The following is a 25,056-nucleotide window of genomic DNA, read 5'->3' as shown; positions in this document are numbered from 1 at the left end:
TCTCCTCCAAAAATTTTTAACCCAAATTATTTTACCATCTAAGCAAAATGTTTTCCACAAGTGAACAAAAGAAATTAAGAATTAACATGCTGTGGATAAATTAATTTAGATAATTAACAATCTTTTTGCTTATTTGACTGTGGAGAAATATGTTTTTGATAAAGCTGTTAATAAAATAAATTGATATGGCAGTGATAAAGTCAAACTTCAAGAACTATATCCACATGATGTGAATATCTTTATCAACATGCTGGTAACTGTGGATAACTTATGTAATAAATGTGTGACTTACTAAATTGTGGAAAATTAATCTCCTAAAAGTTACACAGACAAATTCAGGTTAGTTTAAAAATTTATCTAATTGGTTCAAAATTAATTAGCATTTTTACTTGGTTTTTTACTTTAATCATGCTATTCTAGATATTAAATTGTGCAGTTAGCATATAAAAATGGAGGTGTAGTTTAATGACAACTAAGAGAACTTACCAACCTAAAAAGCGTCACCGTTCACGAGTTCATGGCTTTATGAAACGGATGAGTACATCTAATGGCCGCAAGGTTTTAGCTAGACGCCGTGCAAAGGGTAGAAAAGTCTTATCTGCTTAAACCACTGAATCCCAGTGGTTTTTTTAGTGTACAAGAGTGGAATGAAACGTTTTGAGAAAGTCTTATCGAGTTAAAACTGAAAATGATTTTCAGCGAGTTTTTAAATCTGGTAATTCAGTGGCAAACCGTGCTTTTGTCATCTATAAAATAGATAAAACAGAAAATAAACATTTTCGGGTGGGGATTTCTGTTGGCAAAAAGGTGGGTCATACTGCCGTTGTTCGCAACCGGCTCAAACGTTATATTCGTGCGGTTCTTACTGAAAATAAGCCTGCAATTGAAGCGCAAATTGACTTTTTAGTGATTGCTAGACCATATGCGCGTAACTTTAAAATGGCTGAAGTCAGAAAGAACTTGCTGCACGCACTCTTTTTGGCCAATATTATTGAAGAAATACCTGATGAAGTTGAGGAAGATTAGAGTGAAAGACATTTTAACTAAGAGAAATGTCAAACGTCTGCTTACACTGCTAGCAGTTGTTGCAATCGCTGTTGTGTTAACGGGTTGTGCAGCACAAACTAACGCCAAAGTGGCACCAGTTTCGCATACTAGTGGTAGCTGGTGGAATCGCTGGATCATTTATTATATGTCGGTCTTTATCCTATGGCTGGCTAAAATTATGAGCAATAGTTACGGGTGGGCAATCATTGTCTTCACTGTAATTGTGCGGGTTATTTTGTATCCGCTTAGTGCGATTTCGATTAAGAGTACGACGAAGATGCAAGCAATTCAACCGGAGATTAATGCATTACGCAAAAAGTATCCGGGTAATGATACGGAATCGCGGACGTTATTGTCCCAAGAAACTAATAAGCTTTATAAGGAAGCTGGGATTAATCCGTATGCTGGTTGTTTGCCGCTAATTATCCAGTTTCCGGTAATGTATGCCTTGTATGGCGCAATCTGGCAAACACCGCAACTTCAAACAGGCCATTTTTTATGGATGGATTTAGGTAAACCAGATCCTTACTTCATTATGCCGATTTTGTCGATGATTTTGACGTTCCTGTCAACTTACATTAGTCAGTTGTCAACGCCAAAGGAATCACAAACAGCGTCAACTAAGATGATGACTTATGGGATGTCAATTATGGTTGGTGTAATGGGAATTTACTTCCAGTCAGCGATTGTTTTGTACTGGGTAGTTTCTAACCTCTTCCAAGTTGGCCAAACCTTTATCTTGCAGAATCCGATTAAATATCGCAAGGCGCAAGAAGCTAAGGCAGAAGCCGAACGTGAACGTAAACGTCAACTTAGAAGAACCTATAAGCGTTTAAAGCGTAAAAAGTAAATATTTAGTCTAAAGTGATTTTTAGATAAAGTAGTCAAAGTGCTTTATACATCACGAATTTTTCGTGGTGCTATAATGCGCTTTTTTTATTGAAATTTATTTGAAAAGGAGAAATTATGGCACAAACTTTAACCGAATTTGATACAATTGCTGCTATTTCAACGCCAATTGGTGAGGGTGGAATTTCGATTGTCCGCATGTCGGGAGAAGATGCAGTTAAGATTGCTAATCACATTTTTAAAGGGGCTAACTTAGCTAAAGTACCTAGTCATACAATTCACTATGGTCATGTGATTGAACCAGAAACTAACCAGGTAATTGACGAGGCAATGGTCTCAGTAATGCTGGCACCGAAAACATTTACGCGTGAAGATATTGTCGAAATTAACTGTCACGGCGGCATTGTGGTCACTAACCGGATTTTGCAACTGTTGCTTAAAGAAGGCGCACGAATGGCGGAAGCTGGTGAGTTTACCAAACGGGCATTTGTCAATGGTCGAATTGATTTGACTCAAGCCGAAAGTGTAATGGATATTGTGCGTGCTAAGACCGATAAGGCTCGTCAAGTTGCTGAAAAGCAGCTTGAAGGTGGCTTGCTTGAAAAAATTCGCGCAATGCGGCAGGAAATTTTGGATACCTTGGCAAACGTTGAGGTTAACATTGATTATCCTGAGTACGATGCCGACACTATTACTGCTAAGCAGATGGCGTCCGTTTCACAGTCGGTAAGTGAGAAAATCACGCGCTTACTGGATACGGCAGCTGAAGGAACGGCTTTACGTAACGGCTTGGCAACAGCAATTATTGGTCAGCCCAATGTTGGTAAGTCATCTTTGCTTAATTATTTGACTAAAAGCGATAAGGCGATTGTTACCGATGTTGCGGGAACAACTCGAGATACGTTAGAGGAATATGTTGCAATTAAAGGAGTGCCGCTGAAACTGATTGATACGGCTGGGATTCGGCATACTGATAATAAAGTTGAAAAAATTGGCGTCGAACGGTCTAAAAAGGCGCTGGCTCAAGCGGATTTAGTTTTATTACTACTTGATTCTAGTCAGGATTTATCATCAGAAGACAAGGCGCTGATTGCAGCAACAGATGCTAAAAAGAGAATTGTAATTTTAAATAAGACGGATTTAGGGCAAAAATTAACGGTTAGTGAAATTAAAAAAATAACGGGTAGCGAAGTAATTGCTACGTCGATTTTGCAAGAAAAAAATCTTACTGAACTAGAAGAAGCAATTAGAAAATTGTTCTTTAGTGGGATTGAAAACTCTAATGATCAGGTGATGGTCACTAACCAGCGCCAAGTTGGTCTATTAGAAAAGGCTAAAAAACAGCTGCAAGATGTTATTCAGGCGGTTAAAGATGAAGTGCCGGTAGATATTGCTCAGATTGATTTTAACGGCGCGTGGGACACTTTAGGCGAGATTACTGGCGAAAGCAGTCCTGATGAGCTAGTTAATGAATTGTTTAGTCAATTTTGTTTAGGAAAATAGGAGTAGAAGTGGAAATGATTAAGAGTTACGACTCAAATGATTATGATGTCATTGTTGTTGGTGCTGGTCATGCCGGCAGCGAGGCAGCTTTGGCTAGTGCCAGAATGGGCCAAAAGACGTTATTACTGACAATTAGCCTTGATATGGTTGCCTTCATGCCGTGTAATCCGTCCGTTGGTGGTCCAGCTAAAGGGACGGTTGTGCGTGAAATTGATGCTTTGGGTGGCCAAATGGGTAAAAATATTGATGCCACCTATATCCAAATGCGGATGCTAAATACGGGTAAGGGCCCAGCAGTACGTGCTTTACGGGCTCAAGCTGACAAGTGGCAATATCATGAACAAATGAAGGACGTTATTGAGAATACCCCTAATTTAACTTTGCGTCAGGCAACAGTGGACGAGTTAATTGTTGAAGATGGGGTATGTACAGGCCTTATCACTAACACAGGTGCTTGCTATCATGCTAAAAGCGTTGTGCTCACAACAGGTACCTCTGCTCGCGGCCGTATTTTTATTGGGGAATTGAATTATTCTTCAGGTCCTAATAACACGGTGCCAGCGATTAAATTATCCGAAAATTTGGAAAAATTAGGCTTTAAACTGCGCCGTTTTAAGACTGGTACCCCGCCACGCGTTAATGGTAATACGATTGATTATTCCAAGACTGAAGAGGAACCTGGAGATGAAGAGCCCCGCCACTTTTCCTTTACCAGTAGGGATGAAGACTACTTAAAGGATCAAGTTTCTTGCTGGATGACTTATACCAATCAGGAAACGCACAAGATTATTAATGAAAATCTGACACGTTCGCCAATGTTTTCGGGTCAGATTAAGGGCGTTGGTCCGCGTTATTGTCCGTCAATTGAAACCAAGGTTGTCCGGTTTGCTGATAAACCGCGCCACCAAATTTTCTTAGAGCCAGAAGGAAAAACTACCAAGGAAGTCTATGTTGGCGACTTTTCAACTTCAATGCCAGAAGAAATTCAGTTGAAGATGCTGCACTCAGTTGCTGGACTAGAACATGCTGAAATGATGCGCCCAGGTTATGCAATTGAATACGATGTTGTTGATCCGTGGCAGTTAAAGCATACTTTGGAAACCAAAAATATTAAGAACTTGTTTACTGCTGGTCAAATGAACGGTACTTCTGGCTATGAAGAAGCAGCTGGGCAAGGACTAATTGCTGGGATTAATGCTGCTTTGCGTGCTGCTGGCAAGCCTGGTTTTACTTTGGGCAGGGATGAAGCCTATATTGGTGTCTTAATTGACGATTTGGTAACTAAGGGTACTGAGGAACCGTATCGCTTGCTTACCTCTCGTGCTGAGTATCGGTTAATTCTGCGCCACGATAACGCTGACCTGCGGTTAACTGATTATGGTTACAAGTTGGGCTTAATTTCAGATGAACGCTATGCTAAATTTGAAGATAAGAAAAAACAAATTGCAAATGTTAAGGCAAAATTGGCTAGTTTGACCATTCATCCCAATTTTGAAATTCAACAATATTTGAGTGGAATTGGTGAAAATGCAATGGGTGCTGGTGTTAAAGCAGATATCTTTTTAAGACGGCCTAAAGTAACAATTGATGACATTGAACGGCTGACAGGAGAAGAAATCTCATCAAATCGTTATGTTAAAGAACAGGTTGAAATTAATATTAAGTACGCCGGATATATTAAAAAAGAACAAGTTCAAATTGATCGGCTCCACCGTCAAGAAGCTAAAAAAATTCCCACAGGTATTGACTATAATGCAATCGATGGCTTGGCAACCGAAGCAAGGCAGAAATTCGCTAAGATTCGGCCTGAGACAATAGCTCAAGCCGAAAGAATATCGGGTGTTAATCCAGCAGATTTGGCTATTTTGAGTGTGTATATTCAAAATGGTCATTATGAAAAGATTAAGAAGTAAAAAATTTTAAAAAATTTTTATATTTGAAACTTAGTGATTATATTTTAAGAATGATCAATTAATAACAAGCATAAAGATTGCTATAAAAGCGTTATCAATGATAAGACTATATAAATTGTGAAAATATTTCTTTTTTATAGCTGAAATACCGGTACTTTATTAACGTTAGTGCATACTTGAAATTGTGAAATTATATGTTTTAATACATTATGTAAGTAAACATGTATTTAAGGAGATGCACTTTAAAATGGCAAAAATTAATGGCGCAAATGCTATGCTTCAAGTTTTGTTGGACTGGCATATTGATCATATTTATGGTTTTCCAGGTGGTTCATTCGATTCAACAATGAACGCTATTCACGATTTCAAGGGCAAGATGAACTATATTGAAGTTCGTCACGAAGAAGCTGGTGCTTTGGCAGCAGCTGCTGAATATAAATTCACTGGTCATGCTGGTGTATGTTTTGGTTCAGCCGGTCCTGGTGCTATTCACTTGATGAACGGTTTGTACGATGCAAAATACGACAAGGTACCAATGGTAGCTATCGTTGCTAACGTACCAACAAGTCGTCAAGATATTGACTTCTTCCAGGCTTTTGATGAAAAACCTTGGTTTGATGCTGTAGCAGTTTGGAACCACCAAATTAAGACAGCTGACCAAGTTCCTAGCATGATGGACGAAGCTCTTCGTCAAGCATATGCTAAGAAGGGTCCAGCAGTTTTAATCCTTCCTAAGGACTTTGGTTGGGACAAGATTAACGATAACTTCCGTGTAACATACAACTCATTAGAAGCTATTCCTAACTATGCAGCTCCTAAGAAGACTGATGTTGATGCAGCTGTTAAACTTCTCAAAGAAGCTAAGAACCCAGTAGTATACTATGGTATGGGTATGAAGGGACATGGCGATGTTTTAAAGGCATTTGCTGACAAGTTTAAGACTCCAATTATGTCATCAGTTATTGCTAAGGGTATTGTTGAAGACAAGTTTCCAGCATACATGGGTTCAATTGGTCGTGTTGCACCAAAGCCTAGTGATGACATCCAAACTCACGCTGACTTGGTTGTTTGGGTTGGTAACAACTCACCATTCTCAGTATTCTTCTTTGATCCAAAGGCTAAGGTCATCCAAATTGATGTTGACTCAGAAAAATTGGGCAAGCGTCATGCTGTTGATGTTCCAATCTTGGCTGATGGTGCTAAGACTTTACAGGCAATTATTGATGCTGGTGAAACTCGTGAAGAATCACCACTTTACAAGGCTGCTATTGCAGACCGTGAAAACTGGGAAGAATGGGAAAACAGCTTTGTTGACTCAGATGAAATGCCAGTTCGTCGTGAACCAATTTTTGACATCATTAACAAATACGCTGCAGACAACGCAATGTTTGCTATTGATGTTGGTAACATCAACATTGACTTCCAACGTTTAGTTAACTTACATGATGAACAAACTTGGGCAACATCAGGCTTGTACGCAACTATGGGCTTTGGTACTCCAGCATCGCTTGCTGCAGCTACTACTCATCCAGAGCGTGAAGTTTGGAACCTTGGTGGTGACGGTGGTTTTGCAATGATGAACCAAGAACTGTTGACCCAAGCTCGTTACAACATGCACGTTATCAACGTTGTCTTCACTAATGAAACTTTAGGTTACATTCAAGCTGAACAAGAAGATGAATCTAACCAACCATTATCTGGTGTTATCATTCCTAACAACGACTGGGCAAAGGTTGCTGAAGGTATGAACGTTAAGGGTGTAACTGTACGTACTAAGAAAGAATTCGAAGACGCAGTTAAGGAATTTAAGCAAATGGATGGACCAATGTTAATCGACGTTAAGTTCACTCACGAAATGCCTTACTCAACTGAATTGAACACTTTAGACGACCCAGCATTCGTTGAGAAGTACCAAGCACAAGGTTTGAAGCCATTCAGTTACTTTGCTGAAAAATATGGTCTTGTAGAAGATACTGCTTCGGGTGCTTCAGAAGAAGAAGCTGAGCCTGAACCAGAGCCAGAAGAAGATGCAACTTCAGGTGCTTCAGAACACTAGTAATTAATAAATAATTTTAATTATTTTTAGAGAAACGAAATCAATTTATTTTGGTTTCGTTTTTTTATTTATACTGCTATATATTAATAGCGGATATTTTTAGCAAAAACCAATATCGTCTGTAAATAAAGCGATTTCCCTTTATTAAAGTCAACCTATTATTGAATTGATAGTCTAAAAATTTATGATTATGTTACTTTTTGTATTTTGATAGTTGTCTTCTAAAGCCCAAGTTATTTGCAATTCAGTTACTTGTAATTATGGAATTATATGTTTTAATACTGTATGTAAGTGATTTATTTGAAGGAGATACGCTCAAATGACAAAAATTAATGGCTCAGATGCAATGCTTCAAGTATTAGTTGATTGGGATATTGACCACATCTTTGGTTATCCAGGTGGTTCATTCGACTCAACTATGAATGCTATTCTTAATTTCAAAGACAAACTTAAGTTTATCGAAGTTCGTCACGAAGAGGCTGGCGCTTTAGCAGCTTCAGCTGAATACAAGCTCACTGGTAAAGTTGGTGTATGTTTTGGTTCAGCTGGACCTGGTGCTGTTCACTTGATGAACGGTTTATACGACGCTAAGTATGACAAGACTCCAATGGTAGCTATTGTTGCTAACGTACCAACTAGTCGTCAAGACATGAACTTCTTCCAAGCTTTTGATGAAAAGCCTTGGTTTGATAACGTTGCTGTTTGGAACCACCAAGTTAAAGCAGCTAACCAAATTCCACGGATGATGGACGAAGCTCTTCGTCAAGCATACGCTAAGAAGGGGCCAGCAGTTTTAATCTTGCCAAAAGACTTTGGTTGGGACAAGATTGACTACAACTTCCAAGTTACAGCTAACTCATTAACTGCTATGCCTAACTACGCTGCACCAATTAAAGAATCAGTTGATGAAGCAGTTAAGTTAATTGCAGAAGCTACAAATCCAGTAGTTTACTTTGGTATGGGACTTAAGGGTCACGGTGACGTATTGAAGGCATTCTCAGACAAGTTCAAGATGCCAATTATGTCATCAGTTATTGCTAAGGGTATCGTTGAAGATGCATTTCCAGCATACTTGGGTTCAATTGGTCGTTGTGCTCCTAAGGCAAGTGACGACATTCAAACTCACGCTGACTTGGTTGTATGGGTTGGTAACGACTCACCATTCTCAAGCTACTTCTTTAACCCTAAGGCTAAGATGATCCAAATTGATGTTGACTCAGAAAAATTGGGTAAGCGTCACACTGTTGATCTTCCAATCTTGGCTGATGGTGCTAAGACTTTACAAGCAATCATTGATGCTGGTGAAGCTCGTGAAGAATCACCACTTTACAAAGCTGGTGTTGAGGATCGTAAGAACTGGGAAGAATGGCAACACAGCTTTGACGATGCAGATGAAATGCCAATTCGTCGTGAACCAATCTTTGACATTATTAACAAGTACGCTGCAGACGATGCAATGTTTGGTATTGATGTTGGTAACATCAACATTGACTTCCAACGTTTGATGAACTTGCACGATAACCAAGTTTGGGCAACTTCAGGCTTGTACGCAACTATGGGCTTTGGTTCACCAGCTGCTGTAGCTGCTGCAACTGCTTGCCCAGACCGTGAAGTTTGGAACCTTGGTGGTGATGGTGGTTTTGCAATGATGAGTCAAGAATTATTGACCCAAGCTCGTTACAACATGCACATTATGAACGTTGTCTTCACTAACGAAACTCTTGGTTTCATCCAAGCTGAACAAGAAGACCAATCACACCAACCATTGTCAGGTGTTATCCTTCCAGATAACGACTGGGCAAAGGTTGCTGAAGGTATGAACGTTAAGGGTGTAACTGTACGTACTAAGAAGGAATTCGAAGATGCAGTTAAGGAATGGAAGAGTTCTGATAAGCCAATGTTAGTAGACGTTAAGCTTACTCACGAAATGCCTTACTCAACTGAATTGAACACTTTGGACGACCCAGCATTCGTTGAGAAGTACCAAGCACAAGGTTTGAAGCCATTCAGCTACTTTGCTGAAAAGTACGGCGTTAACGATGATGCTTTTGGTCCTGTAGATGAAGACGATGCAACTTCAGGTGCTTCAGAAGCTTAATGTTAATTAATCGTTAATATTAAAAAAATAAAAAGCGGAACTAATAAAAAGGTTTCGCTTTTTTGCATACTTATAAGTATAATAATAGGGGATAAATTTAATAGTGGAGGATAAAATATGCAACAATTTGGAATAATTGGCTTATCTGTAATGGGTAAGAATCTTGCTTTAAATGTCAGAAATAGTGGCTTTTCAGTTTCTGGTTACAGTATTGACAAGCCAGAAGTTGATGCTTTTGCAAAATATGAAGACGATAAATTAAAACCTACTTATTCTTGGGAAGAGTTCGTTAATTCATTAGAGAAACCACGCAAAATTTTAATTCAAATCGCAGCTGGTCGTCCAGTTGATGAAACTTTACATACTTTATTACCTTTACTGGACAAGGGTGATATTTTAATCGATGGTGGTAATTCCAACTTTAACGATACTAACCGGCGATTTCATGAAATGCAGGAACATGGCATTCACTTTATTGGAATGGGTGTTTCCGGTGGTGAAGAAGGAGCTTTGAATGGCCCAGCTTTAATGCCAGGTGGCGATGAAGAAGCTTACAAGCAAGTTGCTCCGATCCTGGAAGCAATTGCTGCTAAAAATACTGAGGGTCGTCCTTGTGTCAGCTTTATTGGACCTGAAGGCAGCGGTCACTACGTTAAAATGGTTCATAACGGAATTGAATACGGCATTATGCAAGAATTTTCCGAAGTTTATGATATTTTACGAAAAGTTGCTGGTAAAACTAATGATGAAATGGCTCAAATCTTTACGGATTGGAACCAAGGAATCGTTAAGGCTTATTTAAGTGAAATTACGGCAGAGGTCTTGAAGCAAAAAGATGAATTAACTCCTGATTACGTAATCGACCATATCTTGAATGTGGCATCATACAAGGGTACTGGTAACTGGATGCTTGAGGACGCAATTCGCTTAGGAACACCAATTAGTGTAATTGCTGAAGCTGTTTTAGCACGGTTTATGTCTAAGGCAACAACACGTGCTGGTAAAGAAATCACTTGGAATGGCGATGTACCAGCTGATTTAGTAGCTAATTTGGGTAAAGCATTGCAATTAGGTCAAGCTGTTGCTTATGCTCAAGGCTTCCAACAATTGAAGATGGCTGCAGATGCTTATAAATGGGATTTGCGTTACCCAGCAATTGCTCAAGATTGGGAAGCTGGTTGTATTATTCGTTCGTCAATGTTGAAAGATATTGAAAATGCTTATGAGAACGGCAAAAAGCTGGATAATTTATTTGAAGATAGTTACTTCAAGGATTTAATGGCTGAAAATATTGGTGCTTTGCGGCAAGTAATTGCACTAGCAACTAAAGCTGGTATTCCAACACCAACCTTGAGCGCTGCTCTTAATTACTTGGAATCAATTTTTAATCCAAGCTTACCTGCTAACCTAATTCAGGGTCAACGTGATTACTTCGGTGCACACACTTATTACAGAAATGACCGTCCTGGTGTCTTCCATACAGAATGGTATGAAGAAAAATAATTATGTTACACGTGTAACACAAAAACAGCTAAATTAATTTAGCTGTTTTTTGTTGTAGATAGAGGAGTATGAATTTTGCGCAATCATTCGGAAATAACATTGTTGGGCCAGGCTCTGTTAGTGGGATTATTTACAGGCATAATTGTTGGTATTTTTCGCTTAGGAATTGAAAAAATGACAGCCTTTTGGTTGAAATTATTTCATTTAGCTCATAATAACGCTTGGTGGCTTGCTATCATTGCTTGTGGTTTGGTATTAGTGGGAATGATAGCTGGTTATTTTGTTAAACAGTATCCTCATGTTGGTGGGTCTGGAATTCCTGAGGTTAAGTTGCAGCTGCAAGGAAGCCTGACACTTCAGTGGGTACCAATTTTGTGGCGCAAATTAATTGGCGGAAGTTTAGTAATTAGTACAGGCCTCTTTCTAGGTCCTGAGGGACCATCTCTTCAATTAGGGGCAACTATCGGTCAAGGGGTCGGCGAGGGCTGCAGTCAGACTAAAACTAACGCCCGCGTTCTAATTGCAACGGGAGCGGCAAGTGGTTTAGCTGCTGCATTTGGTGCACCGTTAAGTGGTGCCCTGTTTGTCCTAGAAGAAGTGTTTCATAACTTTTCAAAGCGTGTGTGGCTCAATGCTCTGGCTGGAGCAATGGTTGCCGACTTTGTCGTTTCTAACTTGTTTGGTCAGCATGCGGCACTGGCTCTGTCCTATAACCATACATTCCCAATTTTGCTTTACTGGCACCTGGTATTTTTAGGAATTATTTTAGGATTGTTAGGTTATTTGTATAAAGCAGGCTTATTTAGCTGCAAAAAATTATATGCAAAAATTACGTTTTTACCTAACTGGCTGTATGGCGTGATTCCTCTAGCATTATTGATTCCAATTGCATATTGTTGGCCATTAATTACTGGCCCTGGTAACCGTTTGATCCTCAGTTTGCCTAAGATGATTACCAAAACTGGCTGGTCAATGGTTGGATTACTGTTGTTTTTCTATTTGGTTAGAATTATTTTTTCAATTGTTTCGTATGATTCGGGATTGCCAAGTGGTATCTTTTTGCCGATTTTGACGATGGGGGCCCTAATAGGTGCTATTTATGGCTTAACAATGGCACAGCTGCATTTATTACCCCAAAAATTGGTGATTAACCTAATCATTTTTGCAATGGCGGGATACTTTGCGGCAATTATTCGGGCGCCGTTTACCGCCGTAATTTTAATTACGGAAATGGTGGGGTCGTTATTGCACTTAATGCCACTGGCTGTGGTTTCGTTTGTGGCGTTGCTAGTTGATGAATTGCTCGGCGGGATGCCAATTTATGACAGCTTGGCACAAGCAATGCTAGGTAAGAAAAATTCGACTCAGGTAACAGGACAGCGTGATCAGCTGACGATTCCGGTTTATGAAAATAGTGACTTGGTTGACCGAAAGATAGTAGATATCAAGTGGCCGCAGTATACGTTGGTTAAAATTATTCATCGCGGTGGTCGAGATTTAATTCCTAATGGTCAGACTAAAATCAACAATGGTGATAGTTTGATTTTGGAAGTTGATGCTGGTCAGCGTGGTCAGGTTTATGAAAAGATAAAACAGTTGCAGGCTGTTGAATATGATGGTTAAAATTGCGATACAAAAAAGCCACCTTTTTAGGTGACTTTTAGTTTACTTAATTACATATTGGTTACTAAAAAGAAAATGATAAAAATTACAAATAGTACGTACATCATTGGTGAGACTTTTTTAGATTGTTTAGAAGCGATCATTGTAATCGGATAAGCAATCATGCCTAGTGCTAACCCGTCAGAAATACTATAAGTTAGCGGCATACCAACAACTGTCAGGAATGCAGGTAAGGCAATTTCGAATTTTTCCCAATTGATTTTTTTCAAATTACCGGCCATTAAAACACCAACAATAATTAACGCTGGTGCAGTAACTGTTGTTGGAATAACAGCTAAGAGTGGACTAAAAATCATACTAATTAAAAATAAAATACCAACAAAAATTGCAGTTAATCCGGTACGACCGCCCATGGCGATACCAGCACTTGATTCAACTGAAGTTCCAAGTGGAGCTGTCCCGAGAATAGCACCTTCAACCATTGCCGCAGAATCTGATAAGAATGCGCGGCCAATCCGTGGAATTTTACCGTTTTTATCAACCATTCCTGCCTGTTCAGTCATTCCAATTAAGGTACCAGCGGTATCAAAAAAGGTAACTAGCAAGAAGGTTAGAACAACCATAAATAGTTGTGGTGTATTAATGTCTTTTAAGTGAAAAACTGCTTGGCCAAAAGTAGGAGCAATACTTGGTGCACTGGAAATAATAGCTTTAGGTAAAGCTATTTGACCAATTACAATGCCAAATACAGCGGTAACGACCATCCCAATGAAAATGGAACCGGGAATGTTCATTGCCATTAAGATAACAGTTAGCGTTAACCCAAATAGGGTAATCCAGACAGCAGGTGAATTAAATTTACCTAAAGTTACAAGATTAGAATCACTATTTACAATCAACTTACCATTTTGCAAGCCGATAAAAGCGATGAAGAGGCCAATTCCAGCTGAAATTGCATATTTCATGTCTTGTGGAATTGCATCAACAACTATTTCCCGTAATTTCAGAACAGTTATTAGGATAAACAGTACGGATGCAACTAGAACAGCAGCTAATGCAGTTTGCCAGTTGATATGCATACCAACGCAGACGTTATAAGCGAAAAAGGCTGCACTGCCAAGAGTTGGTGCTAAGGCAATTGGATAATTGGCAACTAAGCCCATGATGAAACAGCCAATAGCTATTGAAATTGCGGTAACGGTAAATGCTGCACCTTTATCGATTCCAGCTGCATGTAAAATGTTAGGGTTAACAAAAAGGATGTAGGAGAGACTGACAAACGTGGTTAATGCGGCGATTAACTCGCGTTTAACAGTGGTATGAGCATCGTTTAAATGAAAGACTTTATCTAGTGTCGTCATTTTTTCCTCCAAAATATTAAATTAAAAAGAACCAATGTAACTAGTATATAACTAAATCATGTTATATTTCCATGATACAGCCAAATTTATTTTATAAGAAGCAAAAAAGTCAAAATCTATTGTTAGATTTTGGCTTTAATAAAATTTTTTCAATTAAATTAGAAGTTAAGTACCCAGAGGAAGAAAATAAAGACGAAGAAGAGAATCCACATCATTGGTGTAACTTCCTTGCCGCGCTTAGCAGCAACCATACAGATTGGGTAAGTAATTAATCCTAATGCCAAACCATCAGAAATGGAGTAGGTCAGGGGCATACCAATTAAGATTAAGAAGGCGGGTACGGCAATTTCCATTTTATTCCAATGAATGTGAGCCGTATTTTGAGCCATTAGAACACCGACAATAATTAAAGCAGGTGCTGTTACATGAGTGGTAAATAATCCAAGTAATGGACTGAAAATCATAGAAATTAAGAAGAAAATTGCTACAAAGACAGCAGTTAAACCAGTTCTACCACCGACAGCAATTCCGGCACTTGATTCAACAAAGGCACCAATAGGTGAAGTACCTAGGACGGAACCAACCATCATCGCGGTTGAGTCAGAAGCTAAAGCTCTACCAACTCGTGGCATTTTGTTATCTTTCATAAATCCAGCTTGTTGAGCCAGTCCGATTAATGTACCGGCAGTATCAAAGAAGGTAACTAGTAAGAATGTTAAAACAACAACCCACATTTGCAGTGAATTGATGTCTTTAATGTGAAAGATTGCTTGACCAAAGGTTGGTGCAATACTTGGCGCCATTGAAATTACTTTAGTTGGTAGCGGGATTTGCCCAGTAGCAACACCAAAGATTGCAGCTAATACCATGCCGATAAAAATAGCACCAGGTACATTTAAAATCATTAACACAACGGTTATTAACAAGCCAAAGATTGTAATCCAAACTGCTGGATCATGAAGTGATCCTAAACCGACCAAAGTTGACTTGTTACCGATAATTAAACCACCATCTTGCATTCCTAAAAAGGCGATGAACAAGCCAATACCTGAAGAAATGGCAAATTTCAAATCAGCTGGAATAGCATTGATGATTTTTTCCCGCAATTTAAACAAGGTGATTAAAATGAAGATGATTGAAGCAACAAAAACAGCAGCTAACGCTGTTTCCCATGAAACATGCATGCCAACACAAACTGTGTAGGCAAAGAAGGCGTTAATTCCAAGGGCTGGAGCTTCACCAATTGGGTAATTGGCAACAATTCCCATAATCGCTGTTCCTAATGCACTGGCCAAGGCAGTTGAGGTAAAAACGGCCCCAGAGTTCATGCCACTTGCCCCTAAGACGCTAGGATTGACAAAAAGGATGTATGACATACTAATAAAAGTAGTTAAACCAGCAAGAAATTCCACTTTAATGCTAGTGTTATATTTATCGAGCTGAAAATAACTCTTAATAAAATTCATTATCTCTCTCCCACAAATTAATGTTCGTGTTTAAAATTTAACTTTCGACTATTAAAGTCTATCACTCTGAAAAATAATTGCAAACACGAATTATTAAAACCAATCATTGACTAAAGAGTAACTATCGTCTATTAACAGTTATTGACCAAGGCCAGTAATAATCGTTAAAATAAGCTTAATTACTACTAATTAAAGAAAATAGTTGAGGAGAAATTATGGTTAAACTACTTTTTTCAGATATTGACGGTACATTAATCAATTCTGACTTGCAAGTAACACCTAGAACGCGGGATGCAATTCGTAAACAGGTAATTAAAGACAATATCTTTGTGCCAGTATCAGGTCGGATGCCACAAGGAATTATGACAGCAGCTGGACAAATTATGAAAAGGTGCCCGCTCATTGCTTACAATGGCGCTCTAGTTTTAGATGAAATGGGCAGACCATTAAACTCACAGTTTATGACTGCCGCTCAGGCAGAAGAAATATGTCAGTATGTTGAGCGTAAAAATAACGGAACTGTTTGGAACGTTTATAGTGGCTATGACTGGTACTATTTCCCGGGAAATAATTGCGAATTGGTTGGAAAAGAAGAAAAGACCGTCGATGTTAAGGCAACACCAAGCTCACTAGCTCAGGTTAAAAAGCTTAAGGGTGCTCACAAAGTATTGATTATGGGTGACCCAAAGTTATTAGATGAGGAACAAGCAGAATTAAAAGTAAAATATCCAAAATTATACATTGTTAAATCTGCACCAAATTTACTTGAAGTAATGATTAAAGGTGTTTCTAAGGGTAACGGCATTAAAATTTTGGCAGAAGATTTCAATGTTAAATTAACTGATTGTTGGGCTTTTGGTGATAATTATAATGATGCAGCAATGCTAGAAATCGTTGCTCATCCAGTATTAATGGCCAATGCGCCAGCTGATTTAAAGGCAAAGTTTGAAGTGATTACGCAGGATAATAATCATGACGGGATTGCCGACGTTTTGGAGCAGTTAGATTAATTTTTCTTTAGCAAGGGTGTATCAGCAGCCGAGCCAAACCATTTGTGATTGATTTTGGTTAGTGTGCCATCTTTAGCTAATTTATCCAATCCAGCATTGATTTTTTCACGCAAAGTTATATCGCTTTTTCTCATGCCAACACCAAAGGCATCTTTAGGAAATGGCCCGTGAATTATGGTAAAGTCAGCTGGGTGTTTTTGGCGTGCAATATAGTAATTGGCGTAAGTGCTGTCAATTAGTAGTCCCTGAATGCGACCGGCATTTAAGTCGATAAAAGCATTAGTGAAGGAGTCATACAGGACTGGGTCGTGATTTTTAATGCGATCTTTAAGCAACTTTGGCTGCTTGATAATGTCGTTGTAGCCAGAAGATCCAGTTTGTGCTCCTAATGTTTTCCCAGTCATGTCCGCATAGGAATTAATGTGGCTTTTACGCTTAGTCACCAATAATTGTTCGCTATACAGGTAAGTTTTACTAAAGCCGACCTTTGCTTTGCGTTCAGGAGTCTTGCTAAAACCGTTCCAGATTAAGTCAATGGTCCCGTTTTTGAGTTCCGTGGTGTTCATCGACCAGTCAATCGTCTGGAAGCTCACGCGCATACCATACTGCTTAAAAACAGCCTTAGCTAGGTCAACATCGTAACCAACTAATTGGCCATTTTTTTGGCGGAATCCCATTGGAACAAAGGTATCATCAACGCCAATAGTCACATAGCCGCGCTTTTCTAGCCGCTGCCAATTGTCGGTTTGACTGGCTTGCTTACCAACCGAAACTCCGCTACAACCCGTTATGAAAATCCCACAACAGAAAATTACTATAAGGGTAAGAAATTCTTTGCGTTTCACTTAGCTCAACCTCCTTTGACTGAGATCGGTAACAGTAAAGGTTTTATCAGCAACTTCTTTAGCAAAATCCATGTCGTGAGTAACAATGATTTGTGTCATGTTCTCTGCACGTTTTAATTTTAGAATAATTTCAGCAACCGTCCCGCGTAAAGCAGGGTCAAGTGCAGAAGTTGGCTCGTCGTAACAAAGAATTTGCGGTTTCATGGCTAAAGCGCGGGCAATTGCAACTCGTTGCTGCTGTCCACCAGAGAGTTGTGCAGGATAGAGCTGTTCTTTACCGGTTAAATTTAAACGTTCAAGTAGTTTTTGGGCTTGTTTTTCGGCAACTGCTTTATCTTTTTTAAGTGCTAAAGTTGGAGCTAACGTGATGTTTTCCAATACAGTTAAATTAGGAAATAATTGATAATCTTGGAAAACAACGCCGATTATTTGGCTGCTATCGGTTGGATTAACGGGATTAAATTCTTGTCCATCCCATAAGAAGCTGCCCGAGTCGATAGCTTCAAGACCACTTAAACAGCGCAGCAAAGTTGTTTTCCCGGCTCCAGAAGGCCCGACAATTGCTAAAATTTGTCCACTAGGGATAGTTAAATTGACTTTATCTAAGATTGTTCGTTGACCAAATTTTTTGGTGATATTTTTAAGTTCTAACATCTAATCGCTTCCCGACTACTTCCATTTAGAATAACTATTTTCAATTTTCTTTAAAAGGTAAGATGCAATTCCCGTCATAGCTAGGTAAATAATACCAACCAAAACTAGTGGTACCAAGGTAACATCTCTTGCTGTGGCAACATTACCGGCTCTCAGGAGGTCGCCAAGGCCAATAACATAGACTAGAGAAGTATCTTTAACGAGATTGATAACCTCGTTACCAATGGATGGAATAACAATCTTGACAACTTGGGGAATAACAATATGCTTTAATGTTTGCATCTTAGTTAATCGCAAAACCCGGGCGCTTTCATATTGTCCTTCTGGAATGGCTTGAAAACCTCCCCGAAAAATTTCAGCAAAGTATGCTGCATAGTTGAGGATGAAAGCAAATAATGCCGCATCATAGCGCTGAAAAATCACGCCAATAATTGGTAAACCGTAGAAAACAAAAATTAATTGTAATAATAATGGCGTTCCCCGCATAATCCAAACATAAAATTTTAAAAAGAGCTGCAAAGGCTTAATATGCGAGATGAGCCCTAAGCTAATAATAATTCCTAAGGGAATAGAAATAATAAGTGTCCAACAAAACAGTGATAAGGTCATTTGCGCTCCCTGAAGTAGGGAAGGCATGATGGCGTTAATGTAATTCATGGTATTCTCCTTATATAATAAAAACGCCCCCTTAGACGTTGGTCTAAGAGGACGTTTAATCGTGGTTCCACCTCAATTTGCTGTTTACTCACGCAAACAGTCTCAATCAGTTAAATACTGCATAAGTAGTTTAACTGTAGTGATAACGGCACTACCGGAATTTCTTAATTTGTAAGAAAAAACGTCCTCTTAGATAATCTTTATCTAAAAGGACGACTTAACGCGATTCCACCTTAATTTGCTATTTACTCACGTAAATAACCTCGGTCAGTTTAACAAGAATAAAAAACTGTAGTGATAACGGCACCGCCGGAATTTCTTACATTATTTAGAAAAACGGTTCGCAGGTGTGATTCATACTAGGCGCTTTATGTCTTTACAGCAACTGACACTCTCTGGTAAGCCCTAAATATTACTAGTCTGCTCATAACCTTTTTAATTTTCTTTTAATTATAATCACTTAATTTAATAAGTCAAGCAGTTGTAATTAAAGTTATTCAGAAATCTTAATGTTGGTTGGCTTATCCCATGACTCAGGTAATTTGCCAACTTCTTTTAATTTGCCAACAATTTGATCTAAAACTGTTGCTCGAGCTTGATCATCGGTCATAAAGTCGAGAGCATCACCATCAATTTCCATCTTAGGTGAATAATCGTACTTGTCATACCACGGCTTGTAGTAACGCAACAGCCGCTTGTAATAGTCTTCAAGAGTTGCGTCGTAACTAAGCTGTTCATAAGGACGGCCACGTTTTTGAATTCGCTTGATCATCGTGTCATAAGAAACGTTGATGTGGACTAACAAGTCAGGATTTTTCTTTGGCATGTGGGTAAGCTCACTCATCATGTTGTTTAATAATTCATAATAAGTGTCTACTTCTTCTTGAGTTGCCCGACCAATGTCAGCATTCATTTGGAAGAAGAGGGCATCTTCATAAATTGAACGATCTAAAACATTGTTGTCTTCTGTTAAAGCATCTTTAATACTGCGAAAACGTGTATTTAGGAAAAACACTTGCAATAAAAAGGCGTATTTTTTAGGATCAGCGTAAAAAAGCGGCAAAACAGGGTTGTTATCGACGCTTTCATAGAATGGCTTAGTACCTAAATAATCTGCTAAAATACTGGTTAAACTGGATTTACCGGCTCCAATTGGCCCGCTTAAAACAATAACTGTCATCACGTTCCTTCTTTATTTTAAATTACCTAGTTCGCGCAATTTGTCATCAATTTGCTGCAAAACTTCTTTTTTAGCATTTTCATCAGTAATGAAATCAAATTTGTCGCCGTCAATTGCTATTTTAGGTGATGCATTGTAATTTTTATACCATGGCTCATAGTAGCGGATAAGGCGTGCATAGTAGTCCTTTAAACTAGGATCTGTACTGATTTGTTCGTAAGAGCGACCACGCTTTTTAATGCGTTTAAGCATTGTTTCTAGCGACACATGAATATAAATGAGTAAATCCGGCTTCTTACTTGGATTACCGGGAGTATCTTCCATCATGTTTTCGAGCAAGCTGTCGTAAATCTTAAATTCTGTTGGATCAGCGACATTACTGTCTGCGTTCATTTTGAAAAAGAGAGCATCTTCATAGATTGATCGGTCTGAAACGCTGTTTTTCTCTTTAACTGCTTGATTAATCTGTGCTATCCGATGGTTGAGCAAGTAGATATTGAGCAAAAACGTATATCGCTTCATATCCTTGTAGTACAGGGGAAGAACAGGATTACTGTCAACTCCCTCATAGAAGGCTTGAGTACCTAGATGTTCAGCTAAAATACTGGTTAAACTGGATTTACCGGCTCCAATTGGCCCGCTTAAAACAATAACTTGAATCACGCTCTTTCTTAAATACAACATATTGATACTTAATAAGTTTAATACGAGATGTAGGGGTAAAACAAGGAAAAAGTTAATTAAAATGGTTACATGATTGTCAAGTGATTTTGTATAGTGAAGAGCAAAAAATTATATCGTTTGTTATTAGCGTGTTTTTGTATAGTATATTATTTTGCACTAAATGTTACATGTGAAACATAAAAAGCGAGTAAGGAAAATTTCCTCACTCGCTTTTTTTATTAAAAATAATCTTATCTTGGGTTGATATCTGAATAAGTCATGTCAGCAAACTTGGTTGCAGCATACTTGTTAGCCAAGTCTTTACTTGTAAAGTATTGGTTGATTACTTTACCATCGTCAGGTCTTGCTTCAAAAACAACTTTGATAGTTTCGCCAGTCTTATCGTCAATTTTTTCGTCCTTGACAGTATAAGCAAAGCCAGCAGTAACTGACTTTTCATCGACTGGACTAAGAACGGTCCATTTAGTCTTGTTAATGGTCTTATATGAGCCGCGCATTACGTTAGCAAAAGCCTTGGCGTGCTTTAACTTCCAATTACCACTCATTTGCCATGTGTATTTGTTGGTTCCCTTAACTTTGCCAATGACAACGGCTTTGGCCTTTTTACCAGTATATGGAAGAACCAACGTTGATTTGCCAACTTCAAGTGGGTCAGGGGTCAAATTATTGTTACTGTACCATTTACCTTGTAAGTCTTTTGAGAAGACAAAAGCTTTTTTGAAGCCATATTTCGTACCCTTGGCTTTCTTTTTAGAGGTCTTTTTAACAGCTTTTTTGTTAGTAATGTGTGTTTTAGTAGTTTTGGCATTAACCTCATTTGTAGTAAAACTACCACCTGCAAGGCTCAATGCTGCAACTGATAAGCCTAAAACTTTTGTAATTTTGTTCATAGTATAAGCTCCCTATGTTTGATAATAAAATATTTTTTTCAATGTAATTATATCGTACTTGTTAGATGCTTTACAATAAAAAAGTGTAGTTACTTTGAATTCGCTTTATAATGAATTTGATTATTTAGAAAGTCGAGAAGAACCCATGAAGAGTAAAGTCCTTGTAGTTAGTGGTGTAACCGCGAGTGGAAAAACGACGCTGATTAATGAATTGAGTAAATTATATTCATTTAGCAAGGTTATTTCATTTGACGATTACGATATCGATCAATTACCTAGTGCACCAGAACCAACAGTGCCCTTAAAAGAAGCGATAAATCAGTACGATATTAGTAAATTAATGAATGACTTTAAGCAAGTGTACAATAATGTACCGTTGATTTTGATTGATTTTCCTTTCGGTTATTGTCATGAAGTTTTAAAGCCGTATATAACTTGGGTAGTCTATATTAAAACGCCACTGGATGTTGCTTTTGCACGGCAGATAATCCGTGATGATCAAAATAAAACTGCAGCAGAAATAATCGCTTGGGCTAAAGTATATTTATCAACGGCGCGGCAGTTATATGTTGATAATCAAGAGTATGTTGCTAAGAATGCGGACTTGGTACTAGATGGTATGCAACCTTTGAAAAAAGAAATTAGTGAAGTTAAGCGGCTAATTAGTTAGCTGTTGTTTCACATGTAACAAAAAAAGCTTAGCAAAACTTGCTAAGCTTTTTTGTAAATTACCAACAACCATTAGAACAACGGTAATTATTAGAATTTACGCGATGTGTGTTACGTTGATTATAGCAGTATGATGAGTTCTTATAACGATTATGATAGTTGCAATAAGTTGCGTTATCATGGTAGTTATTTTCTGTGTCTGCATTGGTGGAGCGCAGGGGATTAAGACTACCAATGCCAAAACCGGCAATAAGACTAATACCAGTTGCTACTAGCATCGTTTTTTTAGTTAATTTCATAGAGTAACCTCCTAATATTTTTGCTTTTATTATAGACTGCTAGGCGGAAAATATCATGTATTTATTAAAATAATTTTATTCAATGCATTGTTTATAAAGTTCGATAACAAGCACTACAGATAGTAGGCGATGTGTTAAATCGCCAAAAACATAACCTATGATATAACCGAAGTTTTCACCTGCTGATTCAGATGTGCCTGATATAGTTGCACTATTAAAATTAATGTTTTGAAGTTGGTAAATAATCAAGCTAATCGCTAAAATTAATATGATTGTAAAAACAAGATAATTTATTTTGGAATGCTCATCAAAGTATTTTTGCCAATTATATTTTAAGCCTAGAGAATTTGCTTGATCGAGTTCATTTAGTCTTGCTAAAGCTGTGATGACAAAAATCGTGATTACTAATGCTAACAGAATGAAAATGTTGGAGTAACTAAGGCTGACTAACCAAAAAGCAATTAATATCAGGCCAATTACTGTTAGACACCACTTAATTGGCTTTAGTTTTGTAATGACATTCTTTTTTTCTAAATATTCTTTCATACCCGTATCCTCCTTCAATAGGGTATCAAGTGAAATTTGGTAGTAGTCACTTAGTTTAATTAGTGTAACAATATCTGGATAAGTTTTTTCATTTTCCCAGCTAGAAATTGTCTGTCTACTAATAAAGAATTTTTCGGCAACTTCTTCTTGAGTTAAGTGACGCGTAATTCGTGCCTGTTTTAAATGCTCACCAAATTTCATGTGTTTAATCTCCTAAAGGTATAATTTTCTACGTTTTAAGTTGGATATAATTGTGCTTTTTCTGGAGCCAGAAATTAAGAAATAGGCAAAAATAATATCAATAATTGCCAGGGAAATTGTTATTTGCCAATCAAAAGCGGCAGGTGAAAACATAATTAGAGACCCTGATGTAACAGCGGCTGCAGCATCAAATAATGCATGGTAGCCCATGCTAATTAAGATAGAGTCGGAATATAAATAAATTGCCGCAAAAACAAATCCAGAACAACAAGCAAAAAGCATTTGCTGCAGGGTAGCAGAAACAGATTGTGCAACTAAATTTGTGATATGTAATGAGCCAAAAATTAAGCCATCACATAGAACAGACCACAGAATTTGTCTGTGAGAATTTTGAAAGTAACGTAGTAATAAGCTTAATACACAGAAACGCATTAATAATTCTTCCGCAATGCCAGCTTTAAGAGAACTAAAAAATGGAATCGCTATAGATTTTGCTAAATGAAAATCCCAAGAAGTTAAAATACTTGTCCAAGATTCACTAACATTGAAACCATTAAATAAGCATCTGACAATGATGAACAAACAGATAATTCCAATAATTGCTTTTGAAGCTCGTTTACTAATTCGCAAGTGTGGCGCTTGGAATCCCCAATCGTGCATGACAAATAACATAATGATTGCAAAAATGATTGCGCCACTAAATTCCGACTGATTAAGAATTAGCAACCAATGCGCAGGTTTTGCGGCATCTATAAATGTATCTGGTGCAAATAGCAAAAGTGAAAACATGATAAAGGTAATAAAAATTCTACCCCAAATGTTTTTTATTTTGCATAATGCAAGTTTGGCCATTGGAATATACATGATAAATGAATAAAGGGTAAATAATGCAATCCAAAAGGTACTGTTTAGAATGTGATATCTATTTAGTAGTTTGATTATTAAATAGAGTGTAAGTTGTAGGGAAAATGTAATGCTGAGACTTTCCCAATAATTGTTAAATTGCACTAGGTGACTATTAGGATTGAGGTCACTTTTCAATAATGTAAATTGTAAACAGATAAAAATTATCAAAATTAGTAAAAATACATATGATGCTACAGCTTTATTTGACAATAAAAAATGATGCCGAATAAGTCCTAAAATAAGAATTCCTAATAAAATAATTAATTGGAATAATGTTTGGCAAAAATGCCATTTTTTAATAGTTGTTTCTGAAAACATGATTGATCTCGATTCTAAATATTAATAATTATGCTTTTTTTCAAGTTTATAAATAAGTCCGAAATATATTAGTATTACTATAAGTTCTCCAATGATGTCTGTAAGATACTCGGATTTTGGATCATGTAATAGGTTGACGCCTAATTGCATCATTGCCAGTATTAAAAAAATAAGATATCCTAGCCAACTATGCTTTTTAAAGAAACTGTGATACTTTGATTCAATCCCTAAATTGTTTGATTTGTTAAAATTATTGATATGTCTAATAGCCTTTGTTAAAGGAATTTGAATTAATATAAGCAGTAGGAAGAAGCCGTGAAGCTTAACAATGTCAAGTATCTCAGCTAAACAAACAACTAATATTATTGCTTCTATCAATCCTAAATATTTTTGGATATTTCTTAATTCTTGGGCAACATTCTTTTTTTCTAGATATTCACGCATACCCGAATCCTCCTTTAAGAGGGTATCAAGTGAAATCTGGTAGTAATCACTTAGTTTGATTAGACTAGCCATGTCAGGATAAGTCTTTTCATTTTCCCAACTAGAAATTGTTTGTCTGCTAACGAAGAACTTTTCGGCAACTTCTTCTTGAGTTAAATGACGCGTAATTCGCGCCTGTTTTAAATGCTCACCAAATTTCATTTTTCTTTCCTCCATATTTTATAAATAAATTATGGTGAAATTATTTTAAAAGAGCAAGCAGAGAATTATTGCACTATTGTAATTAAATAATTATTTCCCGGGAAATAAAAAAGGGCAGTGATATAATCACTGC

At 37.7% G+C, this 25,056-nt stretch carries 23 protein-coding genes and 1 other annotated feature; of the genes, 11 read left to right on the top strand and 12 right to left on the bottom strand.

Annotation, left to right across the window (positions count from 1 at the left end; translation table 11 throughout):
- Positions 1-465: 465 nt before the first annotated feature.
- The 9 genes from rpmH to OZX76_RS09775 all read left to right on the top strand — a co-directional run bounded on the left by rpmH (position 466) and on the right by OZX76_RS09775 (position 12,592).
- Positions 466-606, top strand: coding sequence for a 50S ribosomal protein L34 (rpmH, locus tag OZX76_RS09815; protein WP_003549412.1), 141 nt, complete (start codon positions 466-468; stop codon positions 604-606).
- Positions 607-657: 51 nt separating this feature from the next.
- Positions 658-1,026 (top strand): ribonuclease P protein component, encoded by a 369-nt coding sequence (gene rnpA, locus OZX76_RS09810; protein ID WP_277132391.1) that lies wholly within the window; start codon positions 658-660, stop codon positions 1,024-1,026.
- Position 1,027: 1 nt separating this feature from the next.
- The gene (gene yidC, locus OZX76_RS09805; RefSeq protein ID WP_277179861.1) at positions 1,028-1,897 is read left to right on the top strand and encodes a membrane protein insertase YidC; all 870 of its coding nucleotides are present in this window, start codon (positions 1,028-1,030) and stop codon (positions 1,895-1,897) included.
- Positions 1,898-2,013: 116 nt separating this feature from the next.
- On the top strand, positions 2,014-3,399 hold the full coding sequence (gene mnmE, locus OZX76_RS09800; protein WP_277179859.1) for a tRNA uridine-5-carboxymethylaminomethyl(34) synthesis GTPase MnmE: 1,386 nt from the start codon (positions 2,014-2,016) through the stop codon (positions 3,397-3,399).
- A 14-nt stretch (positions 3,400-3,413) separates the two neighbouring features.
- Positions 3,414-5,312: a tRNA uridine-5-carboxymethylaminomethyl(34) synthesis enzyme MnmG gene (gene mnmG / locus OZX76_RS09795; RefSeq protein WP_277181559.1), complete on the top strand. Its 1,899-nt coding sequence runs from the start codon at positions 3,414-3,416 to the stop codon at positions 5,310-5,312.
- Between the two features lie 247 nt (positions 5,313-5,559).
- Complete coding sequence (gene spxB / locus OZX76_RS09790) at positions 5,560-7,368, top strand: pyruvate oxidase (RefSeq protein ID WP_277179857.1); 1,809 nt, start codon at positions 5,560-5,562, stop codon at positions 7,366-7,368.
- A gap of 319 nt (positions 7,369-7,687) precedes the next feature.
- Positions 7,688-9,466 carry a pyruvate oxidase gene (gene spxB / locus OZX76_RS09785; RefSeq protein ID WP_277179855.1) on the top strand — a complete coding sequence of 593 codons (1,779 nt, stop codon included), beginning with the start codon at positions 7,688-7,690 and terminating at the stop codon, positions 9,464-9,466.
- 117 nt (positions 9,467-9,583) lie between these two features.
- Complete coding sequence (gndA, locus tag OZX76_RS09780; protein ID WP_277179854.1) at positions 9,584-10,969, top strand: NADP-dependent phosphogluconate dehydrogenase; 1,386 nt, start codon at positions 9,584-9,586, stop codon at positions 10,967-10,969.
- Between the two features lie 75 nt (positions 10,970-11,044).
- Positions 11,045-12,592, top strand: coding sequence for a ClC family H(+)/Cl(-) exchange transporter (locus tag OZX76_RS09775; RefSeq protein WP_277179852.1), 1,548 nt, complete (start codon positions 11,045-11,047; stop codon positions 12,590-12,592).
- 50 nt (positions 12,593-12,642) lie between these two features.
- Here OZX76_RS09775 and OZX76_RS09770 read toward each other — a convergent pair whose 3' ends face one another.
- Positions 12,643-13,953, bottom strand: coding sequence for an NCS2 family permease (locus OZX76_RS09770; protein ID WP_277132384.1), 1,311 nt, complete (start codon positions 13,951-13,953; stop codon positions 12,643-12,645).
- Between the two features lie 158 nt (positions 13,954-14,111).
- Entirely contained in the window at positions 14,112-15,419 is a 1,308-nt protein-coding gene (locus OZX76_RS09765; protein ID WP_277179850.1) for an NCS2 family permease, read from the bottom strand.
- A 212-nt stretch (positions 15,420-15,631) separates the two neighbouring features.
- On the opposite strand from OZX76_RS09765, the gene OZX76_RS09760 reads away from it, so the two are divergent.
- Positions 15,632-16,429: a Cof-type HAD-IIB family hydrolase gene (locus tag OZX76_RS09760; RefSeq protein WP_277181557.1), complete on the top strand. Its 798-nt coding sequence runs from the start codon at positions 15,632-15,634 to the stop codon at positions 16,427-16,429.
- On the opposite strand, the gene OZX76_RS09755 is transcribed toward OZX76_RS09760, so the two are convergent.
- From OZX76_RS09755 to OZX76_RS09730, 6 genes are all read right to left on the bottom strand, one after another.
- Positions 16,426-17,274 (bottom strand): amino acid ABC transporter substrate-binding protein, encoded by an 849-nt coding sequence (locus OZX76_RS09755; protein WP_277179848.1) that lies wholly within the window; start codon positions 17,272-17,274, stop codon positions 16,426-16,428. The genes OZX76_RS09760 and OZX76_RS09755 overlap by 4 nt on opposite strands.
- Positions 17,275-17,928: an amino acid ABC transporter ATP-binding protein gene (locus OZX76_RS09750; RefSeq protein WP_277179846.1), complete on the bottom strand. Its 654-nt coding sequence runs from the start codon at positions 17,926-17,928 to the stop codon at positions 17,275-17,277.
- Positions 17,929-17,943: 15 nt separating this feature from the next.
- Positions 17,944-18,585 (bottom strand): amino acid ABC transporter permease, encoded by a 642-nt coding sequence (locus tag OZX76_RS09745; RefSeq protein ID WP_277143488.1) that lies wholly within the window; start codon positions 18,583-18,585, stop codon positions 17,944-17,946.
- 205 nt (positions 18,586-18,790) lie between these two features.
- Positions 18,791-19,022 (bottom strand) — a binding site (T-box leader).
- Between the two features lie 56 nt (positions 19,023-19,078).
- A complete protein-coding gene (locus OZX76_RS09740; protein ID WP_277179845.1) occupies positions 19,079-19,765 on the bottom strand; it encodes a deoxynucleoside kinase in 687 nt (228 codons plus the stop codon).
- A gap of 12 nt (positions 19,766-19,777) precedes the next feature.
- Positions 19,778-20,428, bottom strand: a complete 651-nt coding sequence (locus tag OZX76_RS09735; RefSeq protein ID WP_277179843.1) for a deoxynucleoside kinase — start codon at positions 20,426-20,428, stop codon at positions 19,778-19,780.
- A gap of 251 nt (positions 20,429-20,679) precedes the next feature.
- A complete protein-coding gene (locus OZX76_RS09730; RefSeq protein WP_277179841.1) occupies positions 20,680-21,339 on the bottom strand; it encodes a hypothetical protein in 660 nt (219 codons plus the stop codon).
- 145 nt (positions 21,340-21,484) lie between these two features.
- Between OZX76_RS09730 and OZX76_RS09725 the strand changes: the two genes are divergently transcribed.
- Positions 21,485-22,009: an adenylyl-sulfate kinase gene (locus OZX76_RS09725; RefSeq protein WP_277179839.1), complete on the top strand. Its 525-nt coding sequence runs from the start codon at positions 21,485-21,487 to the stop codon at positions 22,007-22,009.
- 58 nt (positions 22,010-22,067) lie between these two features.
- On the opposite strand, the gene OZX76_RS09720 is transcribed toward OZX76_RS09725, so the two are convergent.
- The 4 genes from OZX76_RS09720 to OZX76_RS09705 form a co-directional block, all read right to left on the bottom strand.
- Positions 22,068-22,307: a hypothetical protein gene (locus tag OZX76_RS09720; protein WP_277179837.1), complete on the bottom strand. Its 240-nt coding sequence runs from the start codon at positions 22,305-22,307 to the stop codon at positions 22,068-22,070.
- Between the two features lie 75 nt (positions 22,308-22,382).
- The gene (locus OZX76_RS09715; protein ID WP_277179835.1) at positions 22,383-23,054 is read right to left on the bottom strand and encodes a helix-turn-helix transcriptional regulator; all 672 of its coding nucleotides are present in this window, start codon (positions 23,052-23,054) and stop codon (positions 22,383-22,385) included.
- A gap of 12 nt (positions 23,055-23,066) precedes the next feature.
- A complete protein-coding gene (locus OZX76_RS09710) occupies positions 23,067-24,278 on the bottom strand; it encodes a CPBP family intramembrane glutamic endopeptidase (RefSeq protein ID WP_277179833.1) in 1,212 nt (403 codons plus the stop codon).
- Between the two features lie 21 nt (positions 24,279-24,299).
- Positions 24,300-24,923 (bottom strand): helix-turn-helix transcriptional regulator, encoded by a 624-nt coding sequence (locus OZX76_RS09705; protein WP_277179831.1) that lies wholly within the window; start codon positions 24,921-24,923, stop codon positions 24,300-24,302.
- Positions 24,924-25,056: the final 133 nt, after the last annotated feature.

Origin of the sequence: Lactobacillus sp. ESL0677, assembly GCF_029392875.1 — a bacterium.
Taxonomy (GTDB): Bacteria; Bacillota; Bacilli; order Lactobacillales; family Lactobacillaceae; genus Lactobacillus.
Note: the sequence above shows the minus strand (reverse complement) of the source record. Positions and strands in the feature narration are given on the sequence as shown.

Bases quoted from the DNA above. Each gene is read 5' to 3' on its own strand.
- OZX76_RS09770 (WP_277132384.1), bottom strand. From the start codon at position 13,953: ATGACGACACTAGATAAAGTCTTTCATTTAAACGATGCTCATACCACT.
- OZX76_RS09750 (WP_277179846.1), bottom strand. From the start codon at position 17,928: ATGTTAGAACTTAAAAATATCACCAAAAAATTTGGTCAACGAACAATC.
- OZX76_RS09720 (WP_277179837.1), bottom strand. From the start codon at position 22,307: ATGAAATTAACTAAAAAAACGATGCTAGTAGCAACTGGTATTAGTCTT.
- mnmE (WP_277179859.1), top strand. From the start codon at position 2,014: ATGGCACAAACTTTAACCGAATTTGATACAATTGCTGCTATTTCAACG.
- spxB (WP_277179855.1), top strand. From the start codon at position 7,688: ATGACAAAAATTAATGGCTCAGATGCAATGCTTCAAGTATTAGTTGAT.
- OZX76_RS09745 (WP_277143488.1), bottom strand. From the start codon at position 18,585: ATGAATTACATTAACGCCATCATGCCTTCCCTACTTCAGGGAGCGCAA.
- OZX76_RS09725 (WP_277179839.1), top strand. From the start codon at position 21,485: ATGAAGAGTAAAGTCCTTGTAGTTAGTGGTGTAACCGCGAGTGGAAAA.
- OZX76_RS09705 (WP_277179831.1), bottom strand. From the start codon at position 24,923: ATGAAATTTGGTGAGCATTTAAAACAGGCGCGAATTACGCGTCATTTA.
- gndA (WP_277179854.1), top strand. From the start codon at position 9,584: ATGCAACAATTTGGAATAATTGGCTTATCTGTAATGGGTAAGAATCTT.
- OZX76_RS09740 (WP_277179845.1), bottom strand. From the start codon at position 19,765: ATGACAGTTATTGTTTTAAGCGGGCCAATTGGAGCCGGTAAATCCAGT.
- OZX76_RS09715 (WP_277179835.1), bottom strand. From the start codon at position 23,054: ATGAAATTTGGTGAGCATTTAAAACAGGCACGAATTACGCGTCACTTA.
- OZX76_RS09730 (WP_277179841.1), bottom strand. From the start codon at position 21,339: ATGAACAAAATTACAAAAGTTTTAGGCTTATCAGTTGCAGCATTGAGC.
- OZX76_RS09765 (WP_277179850.1), bottom strand. From the start codon at position 15,419: ATGAATTTTATTAAGAGTTATTTTCAGCTCGATAAATATAACACTAGC.
- rpmH (WP_003549412.1), top strand. From the start codon at position 466: ATGACAACTAAGAGAACTTACCAACCTAAAAAGCGTCACCGTTCACGA.
- spxB (WP_277179857.1), top strand. From the start codon at position 5,560: ATGGCAAAAATTAATGGCGCAAATGCTATGCTTCAAGTTTTGTTGGAC.
- OZX76_RS09710 (WP_277179833.1), bottom strand. From the start codon at position 24,278: ATGTTTTCAGAAACAACTATTAAAAAATGGCATTTTTGCCAAACATTA.
- mnmG (WP_277181559.1), top strand. From the start codon at position 3,414: ATGATTAAGAGTTACGACTCAAATGATTATGATGTCATTGTTGTTGGT.